General features: G+C 69.9%; 26 protein-coding genes and 2 tRNA genes. 8 read left to right on the top strand and 20 right to left on the bottom strand.

The window, feature by feature from the left end:
- Window positions 1-131 precede the first annotated feature (131 nt).
- Window positions 132-326 carry a helix-turn-helix transcriptional regulator gene (locus DCI01S_RS17600; protein ID WP_061229617.1) on the bottom strand — a complete coding sequence of 65 codons (195 nt, stop codon included), beginning with the start codon at window positions 324-326 and terminating at the stop codon, window positions 132-134.
- Between the two features lie 126 nt (window positions 327-452).
- Here DCI01S_RS17600 and DCI01S_RS16840 point away from each other — a divergent pair, with 126 nt between their 5' ends.
- Both DCI01S_RS16840 and DCI01S_RS13010 read left to right on the top strand, forming a co-directional pair.
- Window positions 453-941, top strand: a complete 489-nt coding sequence (locus DCI01S_RS16840) for a helix-turn-helix domain-containing protein (RefSeq protein ID WP_174521558.1) — start codon at window positions 453-455, stop codon at window positions 939-941.
- Window positions 919-2028, top strand: a complete 1110-nt coding sequence (locus DCI01S_RS13010; RefSeq protein ID WP_244881731.1) for a site-specific integrase — start codon at window positions 919-921, stop codon at window positions 2026-2028. The genes DCI01S_RS16840 and DCI01S_RS13010 overlap by 23 nt, the downstream gene beginning before the upstream one ends.
- A gap of 85 nt (window positions 2029-2113) precedes the next feature.
- On the opposite strand, the gene DCI01S_RS13005 is transcribed toward DCI01S_RS13010, so the two are convergent.
- A tRNA-Leu gene (locus DCI01S_RS13005) sits at window positions 2114-2195 on the bottom strand.
- A 59-nt stretch (window positions 2196-2254) separates the two neighbouring features.
- On the opposite strand from DCI01S_RS13005, the gene DCI01S_RS13000 reads away from it, so the two are divergent.
- Together DCI01S_RS13000 and DCI01S_RS12995 are read left to right on the top strand one after the other, a co-directional pair.
- Entirely contained in the window at window positions 2255-2818 is a 564-nt protein-coding gene (locus DCI01S_RS13000) for a hypothetical protein (protein ID WP_061229616.1), read from the top strand.
- Entirely contained in the window at window positions 2815-3189 is a 375-nt protein-coding gene (locus DCI01S_RS12995) for a DUF3817 domain-containing protein (protein WP_007630182.1), read from the top strand. Before DCI01S_RS13000 ends, DCI01S_RS12995 begins: the two co-directional genes overlap by 4 nt.
- Window positions 3190-3195: 6 nt before the next feature.
- On the opposite strand, the gene DCI01S_RS12990 is transcribed toward DCI01S_RS12995, so the two are convergent.
- The 7 genes from DCI01S_RS12990 to clpS form a co-directional block, all read right to left on the bottom strand.
- Window positions 3196-3882 (bottom strand): non-canonical purine NTP pyrophosphatase, encoded by a 687-nt coding sequence (locus DCI01S_RS12990; RefSeq protein ID WP_061229615.1) that lies wholly within the window; start codon window positions 3880-3882, stop codon window positions 3196-3198.
- 2 nt (window positions 3883-3884) lie between these two features.
- The gene (gene rph, locus DCI01S_RS12985) at window positions 3885-4670 is read right to left on the bottom strand and encodes a ribonuclease PH (RefSeq protein WP_061229614.1); all 786 of its coding nucleotides are present in this window, start codon (window positions 4668-4670) and stop codon (window positions 3885-3887) included.
- A 46-nt stretch (window positions 4671-4716) separates the two neighbouring features.
- Window positions 4717-5496, bottom strand: coding sequence for an MBL fold metallo-hydrolase (locus DCI01S_RS12980; RefSeq protein ID WP_061229613.1), 780 nt, complete (start codon window positions 5494-5496; stop codon window positions 4717-4719).
- Between the two features lie 73 nt (window positions 5497-5569).
- Complete coding sequence (murI, locus tag DCI01S_RS12975) at window positions 5570-6385, bottom strand: glutamate racemase (RefSeq protein ID WP_061229612.1); 816 nt, start codon at window positions 6383-6385, stop codon at window positions 5570-5572.
- The gene (locus DCI01S_RS12970; RefSeq protein WP_061229611.1) at window positions 6382-7071 is read right to left on the bottom strand and encodes a rhomboid family intramembrane serine protease; all 690 of its coding nucleotides are present in this window, start codon (window positions 7069-7071) and stop codon (window positions 6382-6384) included. Before DCI01S_RS12970 ends, murI begins: the two co-directional genes overlap by 4 nt.
- Window positions 7072-7081: 10 nt before the next feature.
- Window positions 7082-7702 (bottom strand): DUF2017 domain-containing protein, encoded by a 621-nt coding sequence (locus tag DCI01S_RS12965; RefSeq protein WP_061229610.1) that lies wholly within the window; start codon window positions 7700-7702, stop codon window positions 7082-7084.
- 4 nt (window positions 7703-7706) lie between these two features.
- Entirely contained in the window at window positions 7707-8000 is a 294-nt protein-coding gene (gene clpS, locus DCI01S_RS12960; protein ID WP_007627772.1) for an ATP-dependent Clp protease adapter ClpS, read from the bottom strand.
- A gap of 104 nt (window positions 8001-8104) precedes the next feature.
- Between clpS and DCI01S_RS12955 the strand changes: the two genes are divergently transcribed.
- Window positions 8105-9463 carry a nicotinate phosphoribosyltransferase gene (locus DCI01S_RS12955; protein WP_061229609.1) on the top strand — a complete coding sequence of 453 codons (1359 nt, stop codon included), beginning with the start codon at window positions 8105-8107 and terminating at the stop codon, window positions 9461-9463.
- Between the two features lie 33 nt (window positions 9464-9496).
- Window positions 9497-11605, top strand: a complete 2109-nt coding sequence (locus DCI01S_RS12950; RefSeq protein WP_061229608.1) for an ATP-dependent DNA helicase — start codon at window positions 9497-9499, stop codon at window positions 11603-11605.
- 41 nt (window positions 11606-11646) lie between these two features.
- Here DCI01S_RS12950 and DCI01S_RS12945 read toward each other — a convergent pair whose 3' ends face one another.
- The 3 genes from DCI01S_RS12945 to ctaD form a co-directional block, all read right to left on the bottom strand.
- Complete coding sequence (locus DCI01S_RS12945; RefSeq protein ID WP_061229607.1) at window positions 11647-12396, bottom strand: aminoacyl-tRNA hydrolase; 750 nt, start codon at window positions 12394-12396, stop codon at window positions 11647-11649.
- A 77-nt stretch (window positions 12397-12473) separates the two neighbouring features.
- Window positions 12474-13703, bottom strand: coding sequence for a phosphoserine phosphatase SerB (serB, locus tag DCI01S_RS12940; RefSeq protein ID WP_061229606.1), 1230 nt, complete (start codon window positions 13701-13703; stop codon window positions 12474-12476).
- Between the two features lie 136 nt (window positions 13704-13839).
- Entirely contained in the window at window positions 13840-15600 is a 1761-nt protein-coding gene (ctaD, locus tag DCI01S_RS12935; protein ID WP_061229605.1) for an aa3-type cytochrome oxidase subunit I, read from the bottom strand.
- Between the two features lie 252 nt (window positions 15601-15852).
- Between ctaD and DCI01S_RS12930 the strand changes: the two genes are divergently transcribed.
- Complete coding sequence (locus DCI01S_RS12930) at window positions 15853-16989, top strand: TroA family protein (RefSeq protein WP_244881730.1); 1137 nt, start codon at window positions 15853-15855, stop codon at window positions 16987-16989.
- 85 nt (window positions 16990-17074) lie between these two features.
- Here DCI01S_RS12930 and nrdF read toward each other — a convergent pair whose 3' ends face one another.
- From nrdF to ykgO, 5 genes are all read right to left on the bottom strand, one after another.
- Window positions 17075-18091 (bottom strand): class 1b ribonucleoside-diphosphate reductase subunit beta, encoded by a 1017-nt coding sequence (gene nrdF / locus DCI01S_RS12925; RefSeq protein ID WP_007627783.1) that lies wholly within the window; start codon window positions 18089-18091, stop codon window positions 17075-17077.
- 55 nt (window positions 18092-18146) lie between these two features.
- Complete coding sequence (gene nrdE / locus DCI01S_RS12920) at window positions 18147-20228, bottom strand: class 1b ribonucleoside-diphosphate reductase subunit alpha (protein WP_061229619.1); 2082 nt, start codon at window positions 20226-20228, stop codon at window positions 18147-18149.
- 68 nt (window positions 20229-20296) lie between these two features.
- Window positions 20297-20743 (bottom strand): class Ib ribonucleoside-diphosphate reductase assembly flavoprotein NrdI, encoded by a 447-nt coding sequence (nrdI, locus tag DCI01S_RS12915; RefSeq protein WP_007627785.1) that lies wholly within the window; start codon window positions 20741-20743, stop codon window positions 20297-20299.
- Between the two features lie 50 nt (window positions 20744-20793).
- The gene (gene nrdH / locus DCI01S_RS12910; RefSeq protein ID WP_007627786.1) at window positions 20794-21024 is read right to left on the bottom strand and encodes a glutaredoxin-like protein NrdH; all 231 of its coding nucleotides are present in this window, start codon (window positions 21022-21024) and stop codon (window positions 20794-20796) included.
- A gap of 716 nt (window positions 21025-21740) precedes the next feature.
- Window positions 21741-21863: a type B 50S ribosomal protein L36 gene (ykgO, locus tag DCI01S_RS12905; protein WP_007626209.1), complete on the bottom strand. Its 123-nt coding sequence runs from the start codon at window positions 21861-21863 to the stop codon at window positions 21741-21743.
- A gap of 213 nt (window positions 21864-22076) precedes the next feature.
- Between ykgO and nadE the strand changes: the two genes are divergently transcribed.
- The gene (gene nadE, locus DCI01S_RS12900) at window positions 22077-22943 is read left to right on the top strand and encodes an NAD(+) synthase (protein WP_061229604.1); all 867 of its coding nucleotides are present in this window, start codon (window positions 22077-22079) and stop codon (window positions 22941-22943) included.
- A gap of 22 nt (window positions 22944-22965) precedes the next feature.
- Here the strand turns inward: nadE and DCI01S_RS12895 are convergent, their stop codons facing one another.
- From DCI01S_RS12895 to DCI01S_RS12885, 3 genes are all read right to left on the bottom strand, one after another.
- Window positions 22966-24060, bottom strand: coding sequence for a serine hydrolase domain-containing protein (locus DCI01S_RS12895; RefSeq protein WP_061229603.1), 1095 nt, complete (start codon window positions 24058-24060; stop codon window positions 22966-22968).
- 95 nt (window positions 24061-24155) lie between these two features.
- Window positions 24156-24228 (bottom strand) — tRNA-Ala (locus DCI01S_RS12890).
- A 153-nt stretch (window positions 24229-24381) separates the two neighbouring features.
- Complete coding sequence (locus DCI01S_RS12885; protein WP_082767804.1) at window positions 24382-25119, bottom strand: DsbA family protein; 738 nt, start codon at window positions 25117-25119, stop codon at window positions 24382-24384.
- Window positions 25120-25334 lie beyond the last annotated feature (215 nt).

Below are 25334 nucleotides of genomic sequence, written 5' to 3'. Positions count from 1 at the left end.
AGACTCGAGGACGCGGGCGTCGGTGCGGACGAAGTCGTCACCGTGGACGGCGAGTCCGGCGGCGATGAGTCGCATGTGGCGGATCGTGAGTTCGGCTTCCCGGTCGAGCGGGAGGACGGGCTGGTCGTTGTTCATGCGCTGGCCCGCTTGTCGGTGCGTTCGTAGATGTTGCTGTTGATCCAGGCGTCGATGTCTTCGGGCCGGTAGAAGACGCGGGACCCCAACTTCACGAACTTGGGCCCGGTGCCCTTGTGACGCTCCGCGGCGAGGGCCTGGACGGTGACGCCGCGCATCTCGGCGAACTCTTTGGGACTGAGGAGGTTCACAACGACCCTTCCCTTTCGATCCGGTGCCGCATCATTTTGATGCGTCTGACGATCACTATGCACGGGAATCCCCGGCGCGTCAAGACGATCTCGACAAACATCATTTTGATGTGACATAGTTCCGGCATGCCAGCACCGAAGAAGGTCTCCCTTATGGCGACCGGAGAAACCGTCAGAGAGAACGTCCGGCGGCTACGCGAAGGCCAGAACTTGACGTACGCCGCGCTGTCCCGGCGGCTCAACGAGATCGGGCGCCCGATAGCGACGCTGGGCCTTTCTCGCATCGAGGCTGGAGAACGGCGCGTCGACTCGGATGACCTGGTGGCGCTTGCTCTGGCGCTGCGGACGACGCCGGCCTACTTACTGATGCCGGATACGCCTGACGAGGACGACACGGTCGAATCAACTGCACTTGCGGAGGTGTCGGCACGGGATCTGTGGGATTGGCTTGTCTCCCACCGTGCCGGGGACCCAATGTCGGACGACCTCCCGGCGCTGGTCGATTTCAAGTACCAGCGGCCGGCGTGGACTCGGAAGGAAGGCTCGAGGGAGTCCGAGGAGCAACTGGCCCGTCTTCTCCAGACGATGCGTCGTGAGCCTCGTGGCGACGATTGAGAAGTACGCGACGAAGTCGGGCACCCGGTGGCGCGTCCGATACCGCACCCCGGACCGGAAACAGACAGACAAGCGCGGGTTCAAGACCAAGCGGGACGCTGAAGCGTTCGCGGCGACTGTGGAGGTCCAGAAGCTCACCGGGACGTTCGTGTCCTACCGCGCCGGCCGGACCACCGTCGGCGAGGTAGCCGAGACCTGGAAGACGATCACGAAGGCCAGCAAGTCACCGACGTCGTGGCGCAACTACGAGACGGCGTGGCGGCTGCATGTGGAGCCCCGCTGGTCTTCGGTGTCCATCGGGGACATTGATCTGACGGCGGTCAATACGTGGATCGCCACGATGGAACGCCGTGACGGGCGCGACGGGCGGCCGAGTGCGCCGACTGTGGAACGGGCGTACACGGTGCTGCTGGGGGTGCTGGATACCGCGGTGAAGTCGCGGCTGATCGGAGTGAACCCGGCGCGGGGGGCCGAGCTGCCGGACCGTGAGAAGCAACGCCGCGTGTACCTGAAGCCTGCCGAGGTGGCGCGTCTTGCCGAGAAGGCCGGCGAGCATGGGGACCTGGTGCTGACTCTGGCTTACACGGGTCTGCGGTGGGGTGAGGCGGTGGCGCTGCGGTGGGATGCGGTGGACCTCGGAGCGGGGCGGTTCACGGTGGACAAGTCGGTGACGCAGAACGGGACGACTCTCGTGGAGGGCACTCCGAAGACTGGTGATGCTCGCTCGGTGCCTGTCCCCCGGTTCCTCGTGGAGCGGCTGCGGGAGCGGACTGCAACAAGTGCAACAAGTGCAACTTCTGGTCTGGTGTTCCCGGGGGCTGACGGTGAGTACATGCGTCAGCCGGACGTCAGGCGGGGCTGGTTCGCTCGAGCGGTACGGGATGCGGGCCTGCCGCGGATGAGGATTCACGACCTACGGCACACCTGCGCATCCTTGGCGGTGTCGTCGGGGGCGAACGTGAAGGCGCTACAGCGGATGCTCGGTCATGCGCGGGCGTCGATGACGCTGGACGTGTACGCGGATCTGTTCGACTCGGACCTGGACTCGGTGGCTGAGGCTCTCCATCGTGCCCACACAACTTCCTGACGATTGTGGGCAAAATGTGGGCAGAAGGTCGGTAGCGGGATGCGGTTTCCGGGTCTGACCTGGTGTTTCGAGGGTTCGTTCTCAGTGCGCCCGGGGAGACTTGAACTCCCACGTCCGTAGACACTGGAACCTAAATCCAGCGCGTCTGCCAATTCCGCCACGGGCGCGTCACCCGGGGGTACCGGGCGAGATGAGCTTACCGCGTGGTCAGCGGTACCGTGGAGGCGTGTCCGACACCCTGAGTTCCCGAGCGACCGGAGACGAGGCCGCGTCCGCGGATCCGGCGCCGTCCTCGGTCAAGCACCGTCCGGCGTGGATCGCGTTCGTCGTCCTCGGCGCGATCGTGTGCATCGGGATGGGCCTGTGGCAGCTCGCCCGCTACCAGGAGGCCAGCGGCACCGTCCAGAACCTCGGGTACACGTTCATGTGGCCGTTCCTCGGGGGCTTCCTCATCTACGCGTACCTCAAGTACGTCCGGATGGAGGCCGCCGAGGACAACTGGGCCTCCGCCTCGGACAGTGCCGTCGGTGCGCGGGGAACCGAGGACGATGACGACGACGAGGCCGACCCCCGCACGGCGGACCTGCCGGCCGCCGGGAAGAACGGGTCGGGCCGGGACCGCTTCGGCGTCCTGACGGAGATCCCCGCCGACCTGCTCCCGACCCGTCGTCCCGCCGCGGACGCCCGGGCCCGTGACGAGGGCCTGGACGCGTACAACGCCTATCTCGCCGAGCTGGCCCGGAAGGATCGGGCGGCCGGCGGCAACCACCAGGAGAGATCCGCTTCATGACCGCCGCAACCCCGCCGCAGACCGACAACCGCAGGCCGGACCCGGGCGGGAAGGTCGCCGGTGCGCTCAAGCGTTACCGCGTGCTCGCCTGGATCACCGGTGTGTGGCTGCTCGTGCTCACCGTGGAGATGATCTACAAGTACCTCATCCTGGCCGACTCCTCGGACGCGCCCGAGTGGTTCACCTACATCGGTCAGGCGCACGGCGTCTTCTACATCCTGTACCTGTTCATGACCCTGGACCTGGCGATCAAGGCCCGCTGGCCCGCGACGCGCACGCTGCTCACCGCGCTTGCGGGGACGATCCCGTTCCTGTCGTTCTGGTTCGAGCACAAGCGGACCCGCGACGTCCACGCCGAGTACGCGATCTGACCCCGCTCAGCCCTCGGCGCGCGCGGCGAGCACCCGCAGCGCCGGCGCCAACGCACGCAGCGCGCGGCCGCGGTGCGAGGCGGCGTCCTTCTCCTGCGGGCTGAGTTCCGCGGCCGACCGGTCAGAGCCCTCGGGCAGGAACAGCGGGTCGTAGCCGAACCCGCCCTCGCCGCGTGGCTCGCGGAGCACCCGTCCGGGCCAGCGACCCTCCTGCACGACCTCGCCCTGCAGGCCCTCGTCGGTGCCCTCACCGTGCACCCGCGGGTCCCGTGCGGCCCGGGCGACTCCGGGCACGCCCGGCCCGACCAGCGCGCACGCCGAGACGAACGCCGCGCCCCGCCGCTCGTCCGGGACGTCCGACAGCTGCGCGAGCAGCAGGGCGTTGTTCGCGGCGTCGTCGCCGTGACGGCCGGCCCAGCGCGCGGAGAGCACCCCCGGCATCCCGTTCAGGGCGCCCACTGCCAGGCCCGAGTCGTCCGCCAGGCACGGGAGCCCGGTCGCCAGCGCCCCGGCGCGCGCCTTGATCAGGGCGTTCTCGGCGAACGTGGCGCCGGTCTCGGGCTCCTCCGGGAACTCCGGCACCTCGTCCAGACCCACCGGCTCGATACCGACTACACCCTCGGATTCCAGCACCCGGCGCAGCTCGGCCAGCTTCTTGGCGTTACGGCTCGCGACCAACAGACGGACTGCCACGGCTACCGCCCCCGGTTCCGGGCGGCCGGCGGGCTGGGCAGCTCCCCCGGGTACGGCGCCGCGAGCGCCTCGCGCTGCAGCTCGAACAGGCGCTCGCAGCCGGCCTGCGCCGAGTCGAGCATCGCGTCCAGGACGTCGCGACCGAACGCGGCACCCTCGGCCGTGCCCTGGACCTCGATAAGTTTGCCGCCGTCCGTGCACACCACGTTCATGTCCACCTCGGCGCGCGAGTCCTCCTCGTACGGCAGGTCGCACAGCACGTGCTCGTCGACCACACCGACGCTCACCGCGGCGACCGCCCCGGTGAGCGGGTTGCCCGTCACCGCGCCGGAGGACTGCAGCCACGTGATCGCGTCGGCCAGCGCCACGTACGCGCCGGTGATCGCCGCCGTGCGCGTACCGCCGTCGGCCTGGAGTACGTCGCAGTCCAGCGCGATGGTGTTCTCCCCCAGCGCGGACAGATCGATGCACGCGCGCAGTGAGCGACCGACGAGCCGGCTGATCTCGTGGGTGCGGCCACCGACCTTGCCGCGGACGGACTCGCGGCCCGACCGCTCGTGGGTCGCCGCCGGCAGCATCGCGTACTCGGCCGTCAGCCAGCCCAGGCCCGATCCCTTGCGCCAGCGCGGTACCCCCTCGGTGACGCTGGCCGTGCACATGACGCGGGTCTGCCCGAAGGTGACGAGCACCGACCCCGCCGGATGCGAGGTGAAACCCCGCGTGATGGTCACGTCGCGCAGCTCGTCGACGCCGCGCCCGTCTGCCCTGCTGAAGTCTGAAGAGGTCACGAGCGCCGATCCTAGCGGGCGCTCCCCTGGACGGTGATCCGCAGATCTAGACGGTGATCCGCAGATCCGGCTCCGCGAGCAGGATCTCGCCGTCGAACTCGGCGGCCGCCTCCGCTCGGACCGCCTCGTGGTCGGTCCACGGCGGGATGTGGGTGAGCACCAGGCGACCCACCCCGGCCCGCCGGGCGGTCAGCCCCGCCTCGGAGCCCGACATGTGGATGCCGGGCGGGCGCCCCTCCTCGTGCGTCCACGACGCCTCACAGAGCAGGACGTCCGCGCCGACCGCGAGCTCGACCAGGGCATCGCAGTACGCAGTGTCCCCGCTGTACGCCAACACTCTCCCGTCACCGGACTCCAGGCGGAGGCCGTACGACTCCGGCGGATGCTCCACCCTCTCGGCCCGCACATGCAGGCCCACCTCGTCGTCGTCGCTCCTCATCGCCACCTCGGGCGTGACGTCCCACGTCGACACGTCGAACGTGTCCGACAGGTCGTCGACCGCTCCCGGCTCCTCCGCCGACGCGACCCCGATCCGGTAGGCCGTCCCCGACGGCCCCACCAGCGGCACCCGGCCCGCGCCCCGCGCGCCGGGGCCGAAACGCCGCAACACCAACAGGCTAGGCACGTCCAGACAGTGATCCGCGTGCAGATGCGACAGAAGGATCGTCGCGTCTTCGGGCGCGACGTGCCGCTGCAACGCGCCGAGCACCCCGGGCCCCATGTCGATCACCACCGGCGCCAGACCGTCGACCTCCACGAGGTACCCGGAGGCCGGCGACGTGGGTCCGCCGATACTTCCCGAGCAGCCGAGGACAGTCAGAAACATGGGCACTATCGTGCCACGCCCCGCCGCGTGTCGTGGTGATCGAGACCGCGCGCGCGCCGCGCGTGACAGCGCCTCACCGGGCGTCCGCCCGGCCCACCGCCACCAGCCCCGGCCCCAGGAACCGCGACGCCACCCGCCGGAACGCGTCCGGGTCGCCCGTGACGAGGTACTCGCGCGTCGGCGGGTCCGCCCGGTCGTGCGGCCGCAACAGATCCTCCGCCGTGAGCACCCGCAGCACGTCCTTGGCCGTCTCCTCCGCGCTCGAGACCAATGTGACGTGATCGCCCGCCGCGAGCTGCACCACCCCGGACAGCAACGGGTAGTGCGTGCAGCCCAACACCAGGGTGTCGACGTCGGCGTCCCGGATCGGGGCGAGATAGGCCTCCGCCAACCCGAGCACCTGACGGCCGCTGGTGATGCCGCGCTCGACGAACTCCACGAACTTGGGGCACGCCACCGACGTCAGCTCGACCCCGGCGGCCGCCGCCACCGCGTCGTCGTACGCCCGCGACGCCACTGTCGCCCGGGTCGCGATGACCCCGATCCGGCCCGACCGCGTGGTGGCGACCGCGCGTCGCGCCGCGGGCTGGATGACCTCCACCACCGGCACCGGATATCGCTCCCGCGCGTCCCGCAGCATCGCCGCCGACGCGGTGTTGCACGCGATCACCAGCGCCTTGACGCCGCGGTCGACGAGCTGGTCCGCCACCGCAAGCGCGTGCGCGCGGACCTGCGCCAGCGGCAGCGGCCCGTACGGCCCGTGGGCGGTGTCCCCGACGTAGACCACCGACTCGTCGGGGAGCTGGTCCACGATCGCCCGAGCGACCGTCAGCCCCCCGGCGCCGGAGTCGAACACGCCGATGGGGGCCCGCGGATCGGGGCGCGTCACCTCCGCGGTCCGGCGGGACGCCCCGCCCGGCCGGCGGTGAGGCGACGTGCCCCGCGGTCACGGTCGCGCCTGAGGCCGTACGCGGACGCCACGCCGCCGACCGCGCCGCCCAGGTGGCCCTGCCACGACACCCCGTCGAGCATCGGCGACAGTCCCGCCAACGCCTCGAGTCCGTAGTAGAAGCCGATGACCAGGCCGATCACCAGGTGCAGGATTCGTCGGGAGAAGAAACCGCGGACGATGACGTAGAAGATGTAGCCGAACACGATGCCGGACGCCCCGATGTGGACGGTGCCGGCGCCGCCGAGGAGCCACGACACCACGCCCGAGGCCAGCCACGAGATCAGTGTGACGCTGAGCAGCGGCCGGATGCCCGACAGAGCGATGATCGAGCCCAAGACGAGCAGGGCGATCGAGTTGCCGATGAGGTGCGCCCAGTCGCCGTGCAACAGCGGTTGGAACACGATGCCGAGCAGCCCGTCCGTCGACAGCGGCTGCACACCGTAGTCGTCGAGCGTCTGCCGGGGGCCGACGAGCTCCACGATGACCCGGTCCGCGGCCTCCACCACCCACATCAGGGCGACGAACGACCACAACAGAACCAGGGCCGGCCACCGCCGCGGACCCGGGTCCGCCGGCCGGGCCGCTCCGGTGCCCGGCCAGGGCGATCTCGGGTCACGGTTCACGGTGTTCTCCTCACTGCCCGTCCAGGGCGGTGCACAGGGAGTCCTGCATGAAGGTCAGCCAGTGGTACACGTCCAGCTGGGCCGACCGGGGATCGTCGTCCGGCACGTACTCGGGGATGTCGGTGGCGGGTGTCCCGTCCGTCGAGCCGGCCTCGAGCAGGACGGCCCCCAGGCCCAGGCGCACGTCGTTGAGGCAGCGCATCCACGCCCCCGCCTGGTCGAGGGTGAGCGACACGGTGCCGCCGCGCGAGGGCAACGAGCGCAGGACCACGCCCGCGCAGTCGAGCTTCGCGTCGATGATGGCCGGCTCGTGGATCATGCGCATACCCGCGTTGTGGGCGCGCGCGACGGCCGCCCGGTCGGCCTCGGACCCGTCCCGGCGATCGGCCGCCTCCGGCCGGTGGAAATCCGGCAGCAACCGCGCGAGCGGCGCCTCGGCCGGGAGCTGGGAGTGCCCGCTGCGCATACCCGTGATCTCCGCCAACTCGTCCCGCGGCGCCGAGTCACGACGCTGCTCGAGCATGTCCACGATGTTCGACACCAGCGCGTGCAGGATCTGCACCTCGTGGCTCTCCATGACGGACTTGATGCGCGTCCCGCCCAGGGACGACTTCCGCTGCCAGGCCTTCACCGGCTCACGCCTCCCGCTGCATCGTGGCCCACAACCCGGCCTCCTGCAGCTTGCGGACGTCGTTCTCCACCTTGTCGCGGCTACCGGACGAGACCACCGCGCGACCGTCGTTGTGGACCTTGAGCATCAACTCGTGCGCCTTCTCCCGGCTGTAACCGAACACCCGCTGGAACACGAACGTCACGTAGCTCATGAGGTTCACCGGGTCGTCCCACACGACGGTCAACCAGGGATTGTCCACCCCGCCGTCGAGGTCCGCGTCCGTGGTCTCCACGGGCGCGGCCGACGGCATCGCCATCCCCGGGGCGGTGCTCCTGACGGCCGCAAGCGGTGTCGTCACAGGGTGCATGGTTCCCAGGATACGGATTCGCGGCGGGTCGGCCACGCCGTAGAGTCGGCCCCGTGACCTCGACGACCACCTCCCCTGCCACGCCCGGCTCCGGGCGACCGTCCACCGCCCTGCTCACGGACAAATACGAGCTCACCATGATCCAGGCGGCCCTCGCGGACGGCACGGCCGACCGGCCGTGCGTGTTCGAGGTGTTCGCCCGGCGCCTGCCCGCCGGCCGCCGCTACGGCGTGGTCGGCGGCACCGGACGCCTCCTCGAGCGGCTGGCCGACTTCCGGTTCGACGATGAGGCGATCGACGCCCTGGCCGACTCGCTCGACGAGCGGACCACGGACTGGCTGCGGGCCTTCCGCTTCACCGGCGACGTCGACGGCTATCCGGAGGGCGAGCTGTTCTTCCCCGGCTCCCCCGTCCTGAGCATCCGGGGCGGCTTCGCCGAGTGCGTCGTACTGGAGACGCTCGTGCTGTCGGTGCTCAACCACGACAGCGCGATCGCCTCCGCGGCCGCGCGGATGAACTGGGCCGCGGATGGTCGGCCCATCATCGAGATGGGCTCGCGCCGCACCCACGAGGAGGCCGCGGTGGCCGCGGCCCGCGTCGCCTACCTCACCGGCTTCGACGCCACCTCCAACGTCGAGGCGACCCGACGCCACGGGGTGCCGTCGGCAGGAACCTCGGCCCACTCGTTCACCCTGCTGCACACCGGCCCCGACGGACCCGACGAGGCGGCGGCGTTCCGGTCCCAGGTCCGCGCGCTCGGCGTCGGCACCACGCTCCTCGTGGACACCTACGACATCATGGCCGGGGTCGAGACCGCGATCGAGGTGGCCGGGCCCGAGCTCGGCGGCGTCCGCATCGACTCCGGGGACCTGGGCGTCCTCGCCCGTCAGGTCCGCGACCAGCTCGACTCGCTGGGCGCCTACAACACCCGGATCGTAGTCTCCGGCGACCTCGACGAGTACGCGATCGCCGCGCTGCGCGCCGAACCCGTCGACGTCTACGGGGTCGGGACCAAGCTCGTCACCGGCTCGGGCGCCCCCACCGCCGGGATGGTCTACAAGCTCGTCGAGGTCGACGGGATCCCGGTGGCCAAGCGGTCCGCGCACAAGGAGTCCCTCCCCGGGGCCAAGCGCGCGATCCGCCTCCACCGGCGCACCGGCACCGCGGTCGAGGAGGTGCTCCTGCCGTTCTCCGCGGAGGCCCCCGAGGAGAACGGGCTGGAGAAGCGCGAGCTCATGCTCCCGCTGATCCGGGGCGGGGAGACCGTGCCCGGCCTGCCGACCCTGGAGGAGTCGCGCGCCCATCACGCGTCGGTCATGGTCTCGCTGCCGTGGGAGGGGCTCGCCCTGAGCGAGGGCGACCCCGCGATCCCCGTGCGGGTCGTGCCGCCGGGGGCACTGCTCGGCGCCTGACCCGGTGTCCGGGCGGGCCGCTAGGGTAGCCGCGTGACCGACTCGCTCCCCTCCGTCTCCGAGCTGCTCGCCACCGCGGTCGAGAGCCTGGGTGGCAGCGAGCGGACGGGCCAGCTCGCGATGGCGGAAGCCGTCGGCAACGCGTTGTCCACCGGCGAACACCTCGCCGTCCAGGCCGGCACCGGCACCGGAAAGTCCCTCGCCTACCTGGTGCCCTCCCTCCGCCACGCGGTCGCCACCGGCGGCACCGTGGTCGTCTCCACGGCGACCATCGCGCTGCAGAACCAGCTGGTGGACCGGGACCTGCCCCGCCTGGCCGCCGCGCTCCGCCCCGAGCTGGGTGTGAGCCCGTCCCACGCGATCCTCAAGGGCCGCGGCAACTACCTGTGCCTCCACCGGGTGAGCACCGGGCCGGTCGACGAGGCCGACCCGGAGGAGATCGAGACCGAGGAGCTGTTCGACCTCCCGATCGGCGGCGAGTCCACCGCCGCGCGCACCCCCCGACAGGCCTCCACGCGCGACACCGGACCCAGCTCCTGGCTCGGACGCGAGATCGCGCGGCTCCACGACTGGGCCCAGGAGACCGACACCGGTGACCGCGACGACCTCCCCCGCGGCGTCTCCGACGCGGCGTGGCGGCAGGTGTCGGTGACGAGCCGGGAGTGCCTCGGGCAGGTCTGCCCCGAGTTCACCGAGTGCTTCGCGGAGCTGGCACGCCAGAAGGCCGGCCAGGCCGATGTCGTGGTGACCAACCACGCCCTGCTCGCGATCGACGCGATGACGGACGTGTCGGTCCTGCCCGAGCACGACGCCGTGGTGATCGACGAGGCCCACGAGCTGGCGGACCGGGTCACGGGCGTGACCACCGCGGAGCTCACCGGCGCCGCCGTCATCCAGGCCGCGCGCCGGGCGGCCAAGCTCGTGGATCAGCAGACCGCGGACCGCATGGTCGCTGCCGGCGAGGGCCTGGCGACCCTGCTCGAGATCTGCCCCGAGGGGCGCTGGGACCTCCTGCCCGAGGGAGCCGACCTCGCCCTGGCCGCCGTGCGCCACACCGCTGAGAACTGCCGCAGCGCCGTGCCGGGCCCCAAGCCCGGGGAGGTCGCCAACGACCCGCAGGGGGCCTCCGACCGGCAGAAGACCCTCGCCGCGCTCGACGAGATCGCCGACGCGGCCGACCGGATGCTGTCCTCCTACGAGAAGCCGGTCACCGAGCGCGTCGAGATCGTGTGGATGAGCGTCGAGGACCGTCGCGGCCGGATCCTGCGGGCGGCGCCCCTCTCGGTCGCCGGGCTGCTGCGCGCCCGGTTGTTCGCCGAGTCGACCGTCATCCTCACCTCCGCGACGCTCACCACCGGGGGGAGGTTCGACGGGCTCGCCGCCACCTGGGGCCTGCCGCCGGCGTCGTCCGCGCGCCCGGACACCGCGAGCGCCGTCGCGCTCGAGCCGCCGTCCGACGACGACGCGAACTCCCTGCGCTGGACCGGCCTCGACGCGGGCTCACCGTTCGACTACCGCCGCAACGGCATCCTCTACGTGGCCGCGCACCTGCCCGCGCCCGGTCGGGACGGGACCTCACCGGCCGCCGAGGACGAGCTGGTGGACCTCATCACCGCCGCCGGCGGCCGCACGCTCGGCCTCTTCTCCTCGATGCGCGCGGCCAGGGCCGCGGCCGAGCTCCTGCGCGAGCGCCTGGACACCCCGGTGCTGTGTCAGGGCGAGGACTCGACGGCCAATCTCGTCGCGCAGTTCGCCGACGACGAGGAGACGACCCTTGTGGGGACCCTCTCGTTGTGGCAGGGCGTCGACGTCCCCGGGCGGACCCTGTCCCTCGTCGTGATCGATCGCATCCCGTTCCCCCGGCCGGACGATCCACTGCTCTCCGCGCGACAGCGTGCGGTGGGGGCCCGCGGGGGGAACGGATTCCTCGCCGTCGCCGGTAACCACGCCGCCCTCCTGCTCGCCCAGGGCGTCGGACGTCTGCTCCGACGCACCGAGGACCGCGGCGTGGTGGCGGTGCTCGACTCCCGCCTGGTCACCGCCCGGTACGGCGGCTATCTTCGCGCCTCACTGCCCCCGTTCTGGCAGACCACCGACCGTGACGTGGTGATCGGCGCGCTGGAGCGCCTCCGGAACGCCTGAGACATCGGCGGGCGTCCGCCGGGACATCGCACGCGCCGCCGTCAGCGGTCGACCGCGATCACCGTCAGCGATCCGGGGGCCACCTCGGTGTAGCCGGCGTCCACCACCGCGGCGACGCCCGGCGTGCCCGCGGCGACCGCCTCGGACAACGAGCGCCAGCGGGATCGGTCGGCCTCCCGCACCGCCACCGGGCGTCCCTGCGCGATCCAGCGGTCGAGGCGGGCCCTGCCCATCTCCGCGATGAGCAGCATGACGCCGTGGCCGACCTGGGCGGCGGCCTTGCCGACGGACATCTCTAGCGCCCCGTCGATCCACACCACCGGAGTGCCCACGGGCGGCGCCGGCGGCTCATCGCGGGCCAGGTCGGTCCCGCCGATCTGCAGTTTCGCCAACCGCGGGTCGACCTCGTCCACCGGACCGGGGACGCACGCGCGCGCCGCACACCCGTCCACCTCGTGGGTCACCCCGGGAACGTCGAGGGCGGCCCGCCACGGTGCACCCCGCGCACGCCGCGCGATCTTGCGCATCCGGGCGTCAAGCCAGTCGGCATAGGGCTCGTGCCACGGCCCGCCCGGGGCCACGCGCTCGTCCAGGCAGACAGCGGCGACCGCGCCGGCCACCGCCTCCAACAGCGGGGTGCGGGCCGGGGGTTCGTTCTTGGGCAGGTGCAGCACGATGGGCATCGACCGCACCGTCGAGCGGTCCTCGGGGTCCTCCCCGCCGCGCGACCCCGCCCGCAACCGTTCGTGGCACCAGTCGAGCGCCGCGCCGGACGCCAGCCCGCCGACCACCCCGCCGGCTGCCCCCGCCGTCTGCCCGTCGACCGCGGCAGCCCCGTCAGGCCCGTCAGGCGTGTCAGACGCGCCGGTCACGTGAGCGGCACGCGTCGGTACGTCCCCGCCGCGGTGTCCGCGGCCTCGATCTCGTCGCGGGTGATCCCGAGGACGAACAGCACCGTGTCGAGGAACGGCTTGGACAGCGACGCATCCGCGACCTCGCGGAGAGCGGGCTTGGCGCAGAACGCGATGCCGAGCCCCGCGGTCGTGAGCATGTCGATGTCGTTGGCGCCGTCCCCGACGGCAACGGTCTGGCTGAGCGCGATGCCGAGTTCGTCGGCGAACGCGCGGAGGTACTCCGCCTTCGCCTCGCGGTCGACGACCTCCCCGATCACCCGGCCGGTGAGATGACCGTCGACGATCTCGAGCGTATTGGCCTTCGCGAAGTCCAGACCCAGTTCCTCGACGAGGCCCGAGATGACCTGGATGAAGCCCCCGGAGACCACGCCGCAGCGGATCCCCAGCCTCTTGAGGGTCCGGATCGTGGTGCGGGCACCGGGTGTGAGGACGATGCTCGCGGCGACCTCGTCGAGGACGGTGGCCGGCAGCCCGGCCAGAGTGGCGACCCGCTCGTGCAGCGACTGGGCGAAGTCGAGCTCGCCGCGCATGGCCCGTTCGGTGACGGCGCGGACCTCCTCCTCCTTGCCGGCGTGGGCGGCGAGCATCTCGATGACCTCGCCCTGCACGAGCGTGGAGTCGACGTCGAAGACCACGAGCCGCTTGGACCGGCGGCTCAGGCCCGCCCCGTCGACGGAGATGTCCACCCCGTGCGCGTCGGAGAGGGGGGCGAGCGTCTCCCGCAGCCGCGCGTCGTCGGCCGCGTCGCGCCGCGCGGTCGACACGTGGAGCTCGATTCCGGTGACGGGGTAGTCGGCGATGCCGCGGATGATGTCGATGTTCGCGCCGATCGAGGCGAGCGCGCCGGAGACCGCCGAGAAAGCCGACGCGGTGACCGGGCTCCCCAGGATCACCACCGCGTGGGTGGACGGCGGCGCCGCGGGCGCGATGTCGTCGAACTGCACCTCGAGGTGCATCCCGAGGTCGTGGACCTGCTCGGTGAGTTCGCGGACGACCGCGACGACGTCGGCGTCCCGGTCGACCCGGACCATCAGCCCCAGGGACAGGTGCCCGTTGACGACGACCTGTTCGACATCGACGAGGTCGGCGTCGTGGGCGGCGAGGACGGACATGACCCGCGCAGTGACTCCGGGCCGGTCGGGCCCCGTGACGGTGAGGAGGGCCGGGGTGCCGGAGGTGCTCACGTGTGCTCCTGACAGGTGATCGTGGTGGGCGACTGCTGGGTGGTGCGGTGGGCCGACAGACGGGAACCCCGCCGGTGGACGAGCCAGCCGACGGGGTTCCCGGGACCTGTGCCCGTGGGTGAGTACGGGCGGGTGGTCAGCCCTTCTGCGGAGAGGTCCCGCGCTGGGCCACGTCCTTGACGGCGTCCGGGTCCTGGGACTTCCTCCGGCCGCCGACGTGGGCCTCGGCGCGCATCCGCTCGCTCATGTGCGGGTAGTGCAGCTCGAACGCGGGGCGCTCGGAGCGGATGCGGGGCAGCGTCACGAAGTTGTGGCGCGGCGGCGGGCACGAGGTGGCCCACTCGAGGGAGTTGCCCGCACCCCACGGATCGTCGACAGTGACGATCTCGCCGTAGCGCCAGCTCTTGATGATGTTCCAGATGAACGGCAGCATCGCGATGCCGAGGATGAACGAGCCGACCGTGGAGATCTGGTTGAGGACGGTGAAGTTGTCCGTGTCCAGGTAGTCGGCGTAGCGGCGCGGCATGCCCTGGTTACCCAGCCAGTGCTGGACCAGGAACGTGGTGTGGAAGCCGATGAAGATCAGCCAGAAGTGCCACTTGCCCAGCGTCTCGTCGTACATCCGGCCGGTCATCTTGGGGAACCAGAAGTACACGCCGGCGAACGTGGCGAACACGATCGTGCCGAACAGCGTGTAGTGGAAGTGGGCGACGATGAAGTAGGTGTCCGAGATGTGGAAGTCGATCGGAGCCGCGGCCATCATGACGCCGGTCAGACCACCGAAGAGGAAGGTGATGATGAAGCCGAGGGCGAACATCATCGGGGTCTCGAAGGTGATCTTGCCCCGCCACATGGTGCCGATCCAGTTGAAGAACTTCACGCCGGTCGGGACGGCGATGAGGAACGTCATGAAGGAGAAGAACGGCAGCAGAACGGCACCGGTGACGTACATGTGGTGCGCCCAGACCGCCATGGACAGCGCGGCGATGGCCAGGGTCGCGAAGACCAGGCCGGCGTAGCCGAACAGCGGCTTGCGGGAGAACACCGGGAAGACCTCGGAGACGATGCCGAAGAACGGCAGCGCGAGGACGTACACCTCGGGGTGACCGAAGAACCAGAACAGGTGCTGCCACAGGATCGCCCCGCCGTTACCCGGATCGTAGATCCGGCCCCCGAAGGTGCGGTCGTAGAAGACGCCCAGCGCCGCGGCGGTGAGCAGCGGGAAGATGAGCAGGATCAGCACGGACGCCACGAGGATGTTCCACGTGAAGATCGGCATCCGGAACATCGTCATACCGGGCGCGCGCAGGCAGATGATCGTCGTGACGAAGTTGACGGCACCGAGGATGGTGCCGATACCACCGATGCCCACGCCGAGGATCCACAGATCCGCGCCCACGTTGGGCGAGTGGATCTTGTCCGCGAGCGGCATGTACATGGTCCAGCCGAACGAGGCCGCACCACCGGGGGTGAGGAAGCCGGACAGCATGATGACGCCACCGGCCGAGAACAGCCAGAAGCCGAGCGCGTTGAGACGCGGGAACGCCACGTCCGGCGCGCCGATCTGCAGCGGCATGATGTAGTTCGCGAAACCGACGACGATCGGGGTGCCGTAGAGCAGGAGCATCACCGTGCCGTGCATGGTGAACAGCTGGTTGAACTGCTCGTTCGACAGGAACTGCATGCCCGGGAAGAACAGCTCCGCCCGGATGAGCAGGGCCATGAGGCCGCCGATGAAGAAGAAGATGAAGCAGCTGACGATGTACATGATGCCGAGCATCTTGTGATCGGTCGTCGTCAACATCTTCCACACGAACGAGCCCGGCCGGGCGTTACCCGTGGGTTCACCCGGTGGGTGGTCGAGTTCGTGGACCGGCTTGGGGGCCACTGCGGTCATAAGGGTCCTCCTGAACGCCTCACCCGACGTCGCGGGTCGAACCACCGACCCCACGTCGAACGCATAGGAATAGTGCGCGAGAGCAATCCTAACCCTCGGCTGAGAGCGACGCCCACCCGCCCCGTCCTTCTCGTCACCAGTGGTCACCCCCGTTAACCGCAGCGCGGGCCGGGGTGCTCGGAGCGCTCGCGGGACGCGTGTCCACCTCGGTGGGAGCGGTCCCCGCGGGCCCATCTCCTAGGCTGTTGTCCCATGACCGTTTCCGTTCCCGTCCTCCGCCGGCGCCCCGGGCGGGGGTATGCGCGGCGTGCCGCCCGGGCCGCGGTGCCGCTGGCGGCCGGTCTCGCCCTCGCGGCGTGTGGCCCCTCCCCCGTCGACATGGTCGAGCACCCCGTGACGACGACGCCGTCACGGATGGCCGGTGAGGAGCTCCAGCGCTCTGCCGAGCCCGAGGACTCGTGCGCACCCGCACCGGTGCCCACGGAATTCCCCGGCGCGGGCACCCGCAGGGTCGACAGCGCCGGGCCGGGCCCGGACAGCGTGGCGGTGCCGCGGTCGCCCGAGCGCATCCTCGCCCTCGGGGTGGGTGCGGTGGACACCGCCTGCGCTCTGGGTCTGCAGGACCTCGTCGTCGGCACCGCCGGGTTGCCCCGCGACGCCGACGTCTACCTACCCGCTCCCCTCGTGGCTCTCCCGACCATCGACCTCGGCGGAGGCGCGGACGCCGGCGCGGTCGCCGACGCCGCGCGCGACCTCACGCCCGACCTCATCGTGCTGGCGGGGTCACAGGATCTCGATCCCGCGGTCGTCGACGCGCTCGCCGACGTGGCGCCGATCGTCGTCTACTCCGCAGACGTCCTCGAGTGGGCCGACGCGACCGAGTCCGTCGCCGACGCCTACGGCCGACCGCGGGCGGGCGGCGACCTGTTACTGGACGTCATCGACCGGGCGCGATTCACGGCCGGGGCGACCACGCCGTCGGACTCCTGGGTGTCCCTGGTCTCGGTCGCCGACGGCTCGGGTGCCGGGGCGCGGGTGCAGGACGCCGACACGCTCGGCTCGCTCATGTTGGAGGCGGTGGGCGCCGGGCGTCCGCCGGCGCAACGCACCCGGGACGGCGAGCGCGTGCCGCCGCTGCCCGAGTCGCCCCCACTCGGTGACGAACTCGACGGAGACGTCATCTTCGCCGTGGTCGGCGGTCGCCCCGATTCCGAGGAGGCGGCGCGGGAGGTCTTCGCCTCAGACCGGTGGATGGAGTTGGACGCCGTGGGCGCCAACCGGGTGTTCGTGGTGGACCGTGCCGTGTGGGAGGGCGCCGGTCCGGTAGCCGCCCGCGCGGTGCTGGAGGACATCCGGGGATCGATCAACGGGATCGCCCCCGACGGCTAGTCGCGAGCCCGGCCCCCGGACAACGACGGAGCCCCTGCGACCGCGATCGGTCGCAGGGGCCCCACGGCGTTCTCGGGCGGCTGGGTCAGAAGTCCCAGTCCTCGTCCTCGGTGGCCTCGGCCTTGCCCATGACGTAGGAGCTGCCGGAGCCGGAGAAGAAGTCGTGGTTCTCGTCGGCGTTGGGGCTCAGCGCGGACAGGATGGCCGGGTCGACGTCGGTCTCGTCCTTGGGGAACATCCCCTCGTAGCCCATGTTCATCAGCGCCTTGTTGGCGTTGTAGCGCAGGAACTTCTTGACGTCCTCGGTCCAGCCCACCGGGTCGTAGAGGTCCTCGGTGTAGTCGGCCTCGTTGTCGTACAGCTCGAAGAGCAACTCGAACGTGTAGTCCTTGAGTTCGTCCCGCTCCGCCTGGGTGACGTGCTCGAGACCGCGCTGGTACTTGTACCCGATGTAGTAGCCGTGCACGGCCTCGTCCCGGATGATGAGCCGGATGACGTCGGCGGTGTTGGTGAGCTTGGCGCGCGAGGACCACCGCATGGGCAGGTAGAAGCCCGAGTAGAACATGAACGACTCGAGCATCACCGAGGCGATCTTGCGCTTGAGCGGGTTGTCACCGGCGTAGTAGCCGAGGATGATCTTCGCCTTGCGCTGGAGGTAGGGGTTCTCCTCCGCCCAGCGGAACGCCTCGTCGATCTGCGGGGTCGAGCACAGGGTGGAGAAGATCGTCGAGTAGCTCTTCGCGTGCACGGACTCCATGAACGCGATGTTGGTGAGCACCGCCTCCTCGTGCGGGGTCGAGGCGTCTGGGATCATGCTCACCGCGCCGACGGTCCCCTGGATCGTGTCCAGCAGCGTGAGTCCCGTGAAGACGCGGGCGGTCATCGTCTGCTCGTACTCGGTCAGGGTCTGCCATGACGGGATGTCGTTGGAGACCGGCACCTTCTCCGGAAGCCAGAAGTTCGTGGTGAGCCGGCCCCACACCTGGTCGTCGACCTCGTCGGGGACACGGTTCCAGTTGATCGCCGACACGCGGTCGACGAGCTTCGGCTGGATGCCGGCGGCGGGGCTGTGCGAACCCGGAGCGTGCAGCTCGGCGGTCATCGGTTCTCCTCCTGAAAGCAGGTGTGGATTGTGGCGCGGGACCGGGCCCGGAGGGTCAGAGCATGCACGAGACGCAGCCCTCGACCTCGGTGCCCTCGAGCGCGAGCTGACGGACACGGATGTAGTACAGGGTCTTGATGCCCTTGCGCCACGCGTAGATCTGCGCGCGGTTGACCTCGCGGGTGGTGGCGGTGTCCTTGAAGAACAGCGTCAGCGACAACCCCTGATCGACGTGCTGGGTGGCCGCCGCGTAGGTGTCGATGATCTTCTCGTAGCCGATCTCGTACGCGTCCTGGTAGTAGTCCAGGTTGTCGTTGGTCAGGTAGGGCGCCGGGTAGTAGACGCGCCCGATCTTGCCCTCCTTGCGGATCTCGATCTTCGAGGCCACGGGGTGGATCGACGACGTGGAGTTATTGATGTAGCTGATCGACCCGGTGGGCGGGACGGCCTGCAGGTTCTGGTTGTAGATGCCGTACTTCTGCACGTCCGCCTTGAGCGCGCGCCAGTCCTCCTGGGTGGGGATGGCGACCTCGGCCTCGGCGAAGAGCTGACGCACTCGGTCGGTGGCCGGCTCCCACGTCTGGTCGGTGTACTTGTCGAAGAACTCGCCGGAGGCGTACTCGGACTCCGGGAAACCGGCGAACCAGGTTCCACGCTCACGCGCGATCAGGTTGGAGGACCTGAGGGCGTGGTAGAGCACGGTGTAGAAGTAGATGTTCGTGAAGTCGATGCCCTCCTCGGATCCGTAGTGGATCCGCTCGCGCGCGAGGTAGCCGTGCAGGTTCATCTGCCCCAGGCCGATCGCGTGCGACTCGGAGTTGCCGCGCTCGATGGACGGCACCGAGTTGATGTGCGTCTGGTCGGACACCGCGGTCAGGCCACGGATGGCGGTCTCGATGGTCCGGCCGAAGTCGGGCGAGTCCATGGCCTTGGCGATGTTGAGCGAGCCGAGGTTGCAGGAGATGTCCTTACCCACGTGCGAGTAGGTGAGGTCCTCGTTGAACTCCGACGCGGTGGAGACCTGGAGGATCTCCGAGCACAGGTTGGAGTGCGTGATCTTGCCGGCGATCGGGTTGGCCCGGTTCACGGTGTCCTCGTACATGATGTACGGGTAGCCGGACTCGAACTGCAGCTCGGCGACGGTCTGGAAGAAGTGCCGGGCGTTGATCTTGGTCTTCTTGATCCGGCTGTCCTCGACCATCTCGTGGTAGTTCGCCGAGATGTCGACGTCCGCGAAGGGCTTGCCGTAGATCCGCTCGACGTCGTACGGCGAGAACAGGTACATGTCATCGTTGCGCTTGGCGAGCTCGAACGTGATGTCCGGGATGACGACGCCCAGCGAGAGGGTCTTGATGCGGATCTTCTCGTCCGCGTTCTCCCGCTTGGTGTCGAGGAACTTGTAGATGTCCGGGTGGTGCGCGTGCAGGTAGACCGCACCCGCGCCCTGGCGCGCGCCGAGCTGGTTGGCGTAGGAGAAGGAGTCCTCCAGCAGCTTCATCACGGGGATGACGCCCGAGGACTGGTTCTCGATGTGCTTGATCGGGGCGCCGTGCTCACGCAGGTTGGACAGCAGGAGCGCCACGCCACCGCCGCGCTTGGACAGCTGCAGGGCGGAGTTGATGCTGCGGCCGATGGACTCCATGTTGTCCTCGATGCGCAGGAGGAAGCAGGACACGGGCTCGCCGCGCTGCTTCTTGCCCGAGTTGAGGAACGTCGGGGTGGCCGGCTGGAAGCGGCCGTCGATGATCTCGTCGACCAGCTGCCGGGCGAGGGTCTCGTCGCCGGCGGCGAGGGTGAGCGCCACCATGCAGACGCGGTCCTCGTAGCGCTCGAGGTAGCGCTTCCCGTCGAAGGTCTTGAGCGTGTACGACGTGTAGTACTTGAACGCGCCCAGGAAGGTCGGGAAGCGGAACTTCTTGGCGTAGGCGTGGTCGAACAGCTCGCGCACGAAGTTGCGCGTGTACTGGTCCAGGACCTCGCGCTCGTAGTAGTCCTTCTCGACGAGGTAGTCGAGCTTCTCGTCGAGGTTGTGGAAGAAGACCGTGTTCTGGTTGACGTGCTGGAGGAAGTACTCCCGCGCCGCCTGACGGTCCTTGTCGAACTGGATGTTCCCGTCCGCGTCGTAGAGGTTGAGCATGGCGTTGAGCGCGTGGTAGTCCAGACGCTGGCCCTCCCCCGCCTCTCCCGCGGTGGTGCTCTCAGGGTTCACGGTTGGTGCTGCCAAAACTCTTCCAATCCCTCTCGGACGCGGATGACGTCCTCGTGTGTGCCCATCAACTCGAAGCGGTAGAGGTACGGGACCCCCAGCTTCTTGGCGATCACGTCGCCGGAGCGACCGAAGTCCGCTCCGAAGTTGGTGTTGCCGCCGGCGATGACTCCCCGGCACAGACTTCTGTTGTGCGCGTTGTTGAGGAACGCGACCACCTGCCGCGGGACCGCGGCCCCGCTCTTACCCGTGATCTCGAGGCTTCCCCCGTAGGTCGGGACGATCAGAACATATGGGTCCGACACGACCGGCATGGGCTCGGTCTTCCGCACGGGTATCCGCACCGCCGGGAGACCGAGCTTGTCGACGAACCGCTTGGTGTACTCCGAGATGTTGGAGAAGTAGACGATCCTCACCGGCTGATCGGCCGGCAGCGGAGCCGCCATCGACGCCCCCTTGTCACAGGAACTCGAAAGGTGCTGGTGTCCTCGGGCCGTCAGGCCGCCACGGAGGCGAGGGCCTTGATGCGGTCCGGGCGGAAGCCGGACCAGTGGTCGGAACCGGCCACCACGACGGGCGCCTGGAGGTGCCCGAGGGCCATCACGTACTCGCGGGCCTCGTCGTCCACCGAGATGTCGACGACCTGGTACTCGATGCCCTGCTTGTCGAGCGCCTTGTAGGTGGCGTTGCACTGGACGCACGCGGGCTTGGTGTAGACGGTGACCATGTGTGTCTGGACCTCTTTCGGCACGGCGCCGGACGGCGCGAGGGGCTCTTCTGGTGATGGCCGTCTCGTCCGGGGTTTCGGCCCGGACGAAGGGTCGGCCGCGTGTCTGTCGGTGGTCGTGCGCCGAATCGCATGGATGGCATTCATCGGTGCTTCAACACCTCCCAACACTACCCCTAGTGGCGAGAAGGTCAACTGACCACAACATTTTGGTCTTACATCCCTGGAATTCCCAGGTCGTGATCCCGCCTTGTGGGATGCCCCTGCTCAGCGTGGAACCGGGGGCACCGGGGCCCTCAGCGGCGGGTGCACCACCCCATCGTGGCATCCCGGAGCGCGTTCCGGAACACGGTTTCGGCAACCCACAACGCGCCCCCAGAGCCCTCACAACGCGCCCCCGGTTGTCCCCATCCCTTCCACAGGTTGCCCACCATTCCGCTCGATTCCGCACCCTCGCCGTCACCCCCGCCGATCGGAGCGTCGGGACGTCGCGGGCGCAGGGTCGGGCGCCCTCTGAGGCCACCCTGGGAAGCCGTAGGACACCGCTGGTGGGCGCTGCCGACGGCGGCGGCGGGCGGCGGCGCGACGCCGGACCCCCGCCTAGTCGCCGGGCGGCGGGTCACCGCTGCGGACGAGACGGGAACGACGACGAGGGCCCGCCTCCGGCGAACCGGAGGCGGGCCCTCGGGGGGTGCGTGAGTACTCACGCGGTCGACTCAGCCCTGGCGGGCCTTGAACCGGGGATCCTTCTTGTTGATCACGTAGGTCTTGCCGCGACGACGGACAACCTGGGCGCCCGGCTTGTTCTTCAGCGACCGAAGGGACTTGCGGACCTTCATGTGGCGCTCCTTAGGCTCTCGGGGCGGCCGCGATGGCCGCCGACACGACTGGGAATCACTGTGCGACACGTCCGACCACGGGGTCGGATGTACGACACACAACTGGTCCATCGTAACGGACCACCCGGCAAGAACTCCAACCGGCGAGGGACCGCACCACGGACCGCGCACTGATGTCACGTGGACGTCACACGCGGTTCCTAAGCTGACCGCATGAACCAGACGCCACCCGACTCCAGTGCGCTGCGCGCCTCCATCATCGCCGAACTCGGCGTGCGGCCCGACATCGACCCCGCCGAGGAGGTCGAGACGCGGGTCGCCTTCCTCGTCGACTACCTGCGCTCCACACCCGCCTCCGGCTTCGTCCTGGGCATCAGCGGCGGTCAGGACTCGACGCTCGCGGGGCGACTGTGTCAGCTCGCGGCCGAACGCCTCCGCGAGGAGGGGATGGAACAGGCCCGGTTCATCGCGATGCGCCTTCCGTACGGCGTACAGGCCGACGAGGCCGACGCGCAGATAGCCCTGGAGTTCATCCGCCCGGACGCGTCCCTGACGGTGGATGTCCGTGCAGCGTCCGACGCCGCCGCCGAGGCCGCATCCACGGCCCTGGCGGCACTCCCCGACCAGGCGGGTCCGCTCCGGGACTTCGTCCGCGGCAACGTCAAGGCGCGTGAGCGGATGATCGCCCAGTACGCCGTGGCCGGGCAGGTGAACCACCTCGTCGTCGGCACCGATCACGCCGCCGAGGCGGTGACCGGCTTCTTCACCAAGTACGGCGACGGCGGCGTCGACCTGACCCCCCTGACCGGTCTCACCAAGCGCCAGGGCGCCGCGCTCCTGCGCCACCTCGGCGCGCCCGAGTCCACCTGGCGCAAGGTGCCCACCGCCGACCTGGAGGACGACAGGCCCGGTCTGCCCGACGAGGACGCGCTCGGCGTCACCTACGCGCAGATCGACGACTACCTCGAGGGGCGCGAGGGGGTCCCGGCCGACGCCGCCGCCCGCATCGAGTCCCTGTTCCTCGCCTCGCGGCACAAGCGCACCGTCCCCGCCACGCCGCTCGACACGTGGTGGCACTGACCGGCGCGGTGCCGCTGATCGCTCACCCCAACAGCGACCACACCGTCTCCAGCGCCTCCGCCGTACCGGGCACGTCGAAGGCCTGCGAGGTGAACACCGCCGCGGACCGGCCGGCGCGGCGGTCGACGTAGCCGATCGTGCCCAGTCCCCCGGCCCAGCCCGCCGTCCCGTCGGGGCGGACCTCGACCTGGAACCCGTAACCGCACCCGGGCTCCAGGAACCCCTCGGCGGATGCCCGCTGGTGCTCGGTGAGGTGGTCGGAGGTCATCAGCCGCACGCTCTCCGCGTCGAGGAGCGGGCCGCCGTCGACGAGCACGTCCAGGACCGCGAGATAGTCGCGCACCGTCCCGGCGAGACCGCAGGCGAGCGAGTCGAACACCGGTCGGCCCGTGAACCTGGCCGCGGTGTCCACCGGCGCCACCCGACCGTCGGGCCCGAGTCCGTACGTGACGACCAGGCGGTCCGCATCGGCCGTGAACCCGGTGTCGGCCAGACCGAGGGGCCCGGTGACGTGTTCGGCGACCAACTCCCCCACCGACGCGCCTGTGGCGCGGGCGAGAAGGACTCCGAGGATGTCACTGCACGTGTGGTACCACCACCCGCCGCCCGGCTGTCCGGCGAACGGGAGCTCGGCGAGCCTGCGCAGGTACTCCCCCGGCGGGACGGCCGGTGCGTACGGGCCGGGCGCGACCCCTCGGGCGGCCATGGCCTCGCCCAGGTCGGGGTTGCGTACCGGCCACCCGACGCCGGCGGTCATCGTGAGCAGGTCCCGGACCGTGACAGGTCTGTCAGCCGGCACCGTCCGGTCCAGCAGCCCGTCGGGTTCGGCCAGCACCCGCGGCCCCGCGAGCTCGGGCAGCTGCGCGTCCACCGGATCGTCGAGGGCGATAACGCCACGCTCCACGAGCCGCATCGCGAGGAGGCCCGCGATCGGTTTGGTGTTGGAGGACAGCGGGAACACCGCATCCTCGGGCATCGCGGGCCCGCCCATGGACCGCGTACCGCCCGCGGCGAGCCGAGAGCGTCCGTCCTGCCGGACGCCGCAGACGTACCCGATCAGCCGGCCGGCGTCGACGAGCTCGTCGAGCACGGCGGTGATCTCCCGCGGCTCCGCCATGTACCGACCCTACGTCCGCGCGCACCGCCGCGGAAGACGGCGAAATGACGAGATCCCGGGCGATCGTCTCCGACCTCCCGGGATCTCGTCCTCGGTGGAGCTAAGGGGACTCGAACCCCTGACCCCCACACTGCCAGTGTGGTGCGCTACCAGCTGCGCCATAGCCCCGTATCCATTTCTCTGCCGTTCCCCTCTCGGTGACCGGCCCGACTTAAGTTACACCACCACGGTCCGGCCTTCCAAATCGGCCCCGGCCCCACCGGAAAAGGCGAGGCCGGGGCACGAAAACGGTGGGCGCGTGGCCCGCGGGACCGCAGAGGATCAGGCGACGATCTCCTGCAGCCAGGCGGCGTTCGCGAGGTCCACGACCTCACCTTCGAACGCGACGGTCGGGGTCGACACGCGATCGGTGATCTCCCGGATGGTCTGCTGGGCGTTGTCCGCACTGTCGGAGGCCTTGTCCATGCCGCCGTTGGTCTCCACGTTGCCGATGCACTCGACCGTGTCCGGGTTCGCACCGGCCTCCTCGGCGATCCCGGCGAGTTCCTGCGCCGAGAGGTCGCCGCCACCCTCGGTGGGCTGCTGGGCGAAGAAGGCGTTCTTGACGTCGAAGAACACGGGCAGGGAGTCCTTCGCCGCGACGCACTGGACGGCCGCCAGGGCGCGCGTGGAGTACTCGCCCGACCCCGACTGGCCGTTGAGGAAGTTGAGGGTGTGGAACTCGACCCGCAGATCCCCGGCCTCGACGGCCTCGGAGATGGACTCGCCGTACTGCGCCTCGAAAGAGCCGCAGGCGGGGCACATGTAGTCCTCCCAGACCTGGATGGTCGGGGCGTCCTGCTGGCCCACGATCACCACGCCGGTGTCCGTGATTTCGATCTGCTCGTCGGCGGTCTCACCGAACGTGATGGGGTTGGCCTCGCCGCCCCTCTGGGCCATCCAGACCACTCCACCGAGGACTACCACCGCGACCGCGATGAGCGCGACGACGGTGATGATCATCCCGTTGTTGGACTTGGTCTGCAGCACTTTGGTGCTCTTGTTGGGCTTGGCGTTCACGTGTCCGCGGGCCTTTCTCTACTGGGAGACCGTCGACCCCTTCCGGGTGACCGGCACTAGGGAGAGGGTACCGAAGCCTTGGTCACCGACCCCCTGGGTGCACGTGCGCCGGCACCGTCAGCGATACAGACGAAGCTCTTGTGGTGTCGAACACGTGGACGTAGAATAGAACACGTATTCGACATGGTCGCGGGGCGGCCGCGCGGTCAACCACA

It is taken from the genome of Dietzia cinnamea NBRC 102147 (assembly GCF_001571065.1).
In the GTDB taxonomy this organism is placed as follows: Bacteria; Actinomycetota; Actinomycetes; order Mycobacteriales; family Mycobacteriaceae; genus Dietzia; species Dietzia cinnamea.
This window is presented reverse-complemented; position numbering and strand designations above follow the sequence as displayed.

Coding starts and splice junctions, on each gene's coding strand:
- DCI01S_RS12995 (WP_007630182.1), top strand. CDS start 2,815: ATGACCGCCGCAACCCCGCCGCAGACCGACAACCGCAGGCCGGACCCG.
- clpS (WP_007627772.1), bottom strand. CDS start 8,000: ATGGCGATGCCGTCGGCCGCGCCCGTGGAGACCACGGACGCGGACCTC.
- nrdE (WP_061229619.1), bottom strand. CDS start 20,228: ATGCTCAACCTCTACGACGCGGACGGGAACATCCAGTTCGACAAGGAC.
- nrdH (WP_007627786.1), bottom strand. CDS start 21,024: ATGGTCACCGTCTACACCAAGCCCGCGTGCGTCCAGTGCAACGCCACC.
- nrdF (WP_007627783.1), bottom strand. CDS start 18,091: ATGACCGCCGAGCTGCACGCTCCGGGTTCGCACAGCCCCGCCGCCGGC.
- DCI01S_RS12895 (WP_061229603.1), bottom strand. CDS start 24,060: ATGGCGGAGCCGCGGGAGATCACCGCCGTGCTCGACGAGCTCGTCGAC.
- ykgO (WP_007626209.1), bottom strand. CDS start 21,863: ATGAAGGTCCGCAAGTCCCTTCGGTCGCTGAAGAACAAGCCGGGCGCC.
- DCI01S_RS16840 (WP_174521558.1), top strand. CDS start 453: ATGCCAGCACCGAAGAAGGTCTCCCTTATGGCGACCGGAGAAACCGTC.
- nadE (WP_061229604.1), top strand. CDS start 22,077: ATGAACCAGACGCCACCCGACTCCAGTGCGCTGCGCGCCTCCATCATC.
- DCI01S_RS12980 (WP_061229613.1), bottom strand. CDS start 5,496: ATGTTTCTGACTGTCCTCGGCTGCTCGGGAAGTATCGGCGGACCCACG.
- DCI01S_RS12930 (WP_244881730.1), top strand. CDS start 15,853: ATGACCGTTTCCGTTCCCGTCCTCCGCCGGCGCCCCGGGCGGGGGTAT.
- nrdI (WP_007627785.1), bottom strand. CDS start 20,743: ATGGCGGCTCCGCTGCCGGCCGATCAGCCGGTGAGGATCGTCTACTTC.
- ctaD (WP_061229605.1), bottom strand. CDS start 15,600: ATGACCGCAGTGGCCCCCAAGCCGGTCCACGAACTCGACCACCCACCG.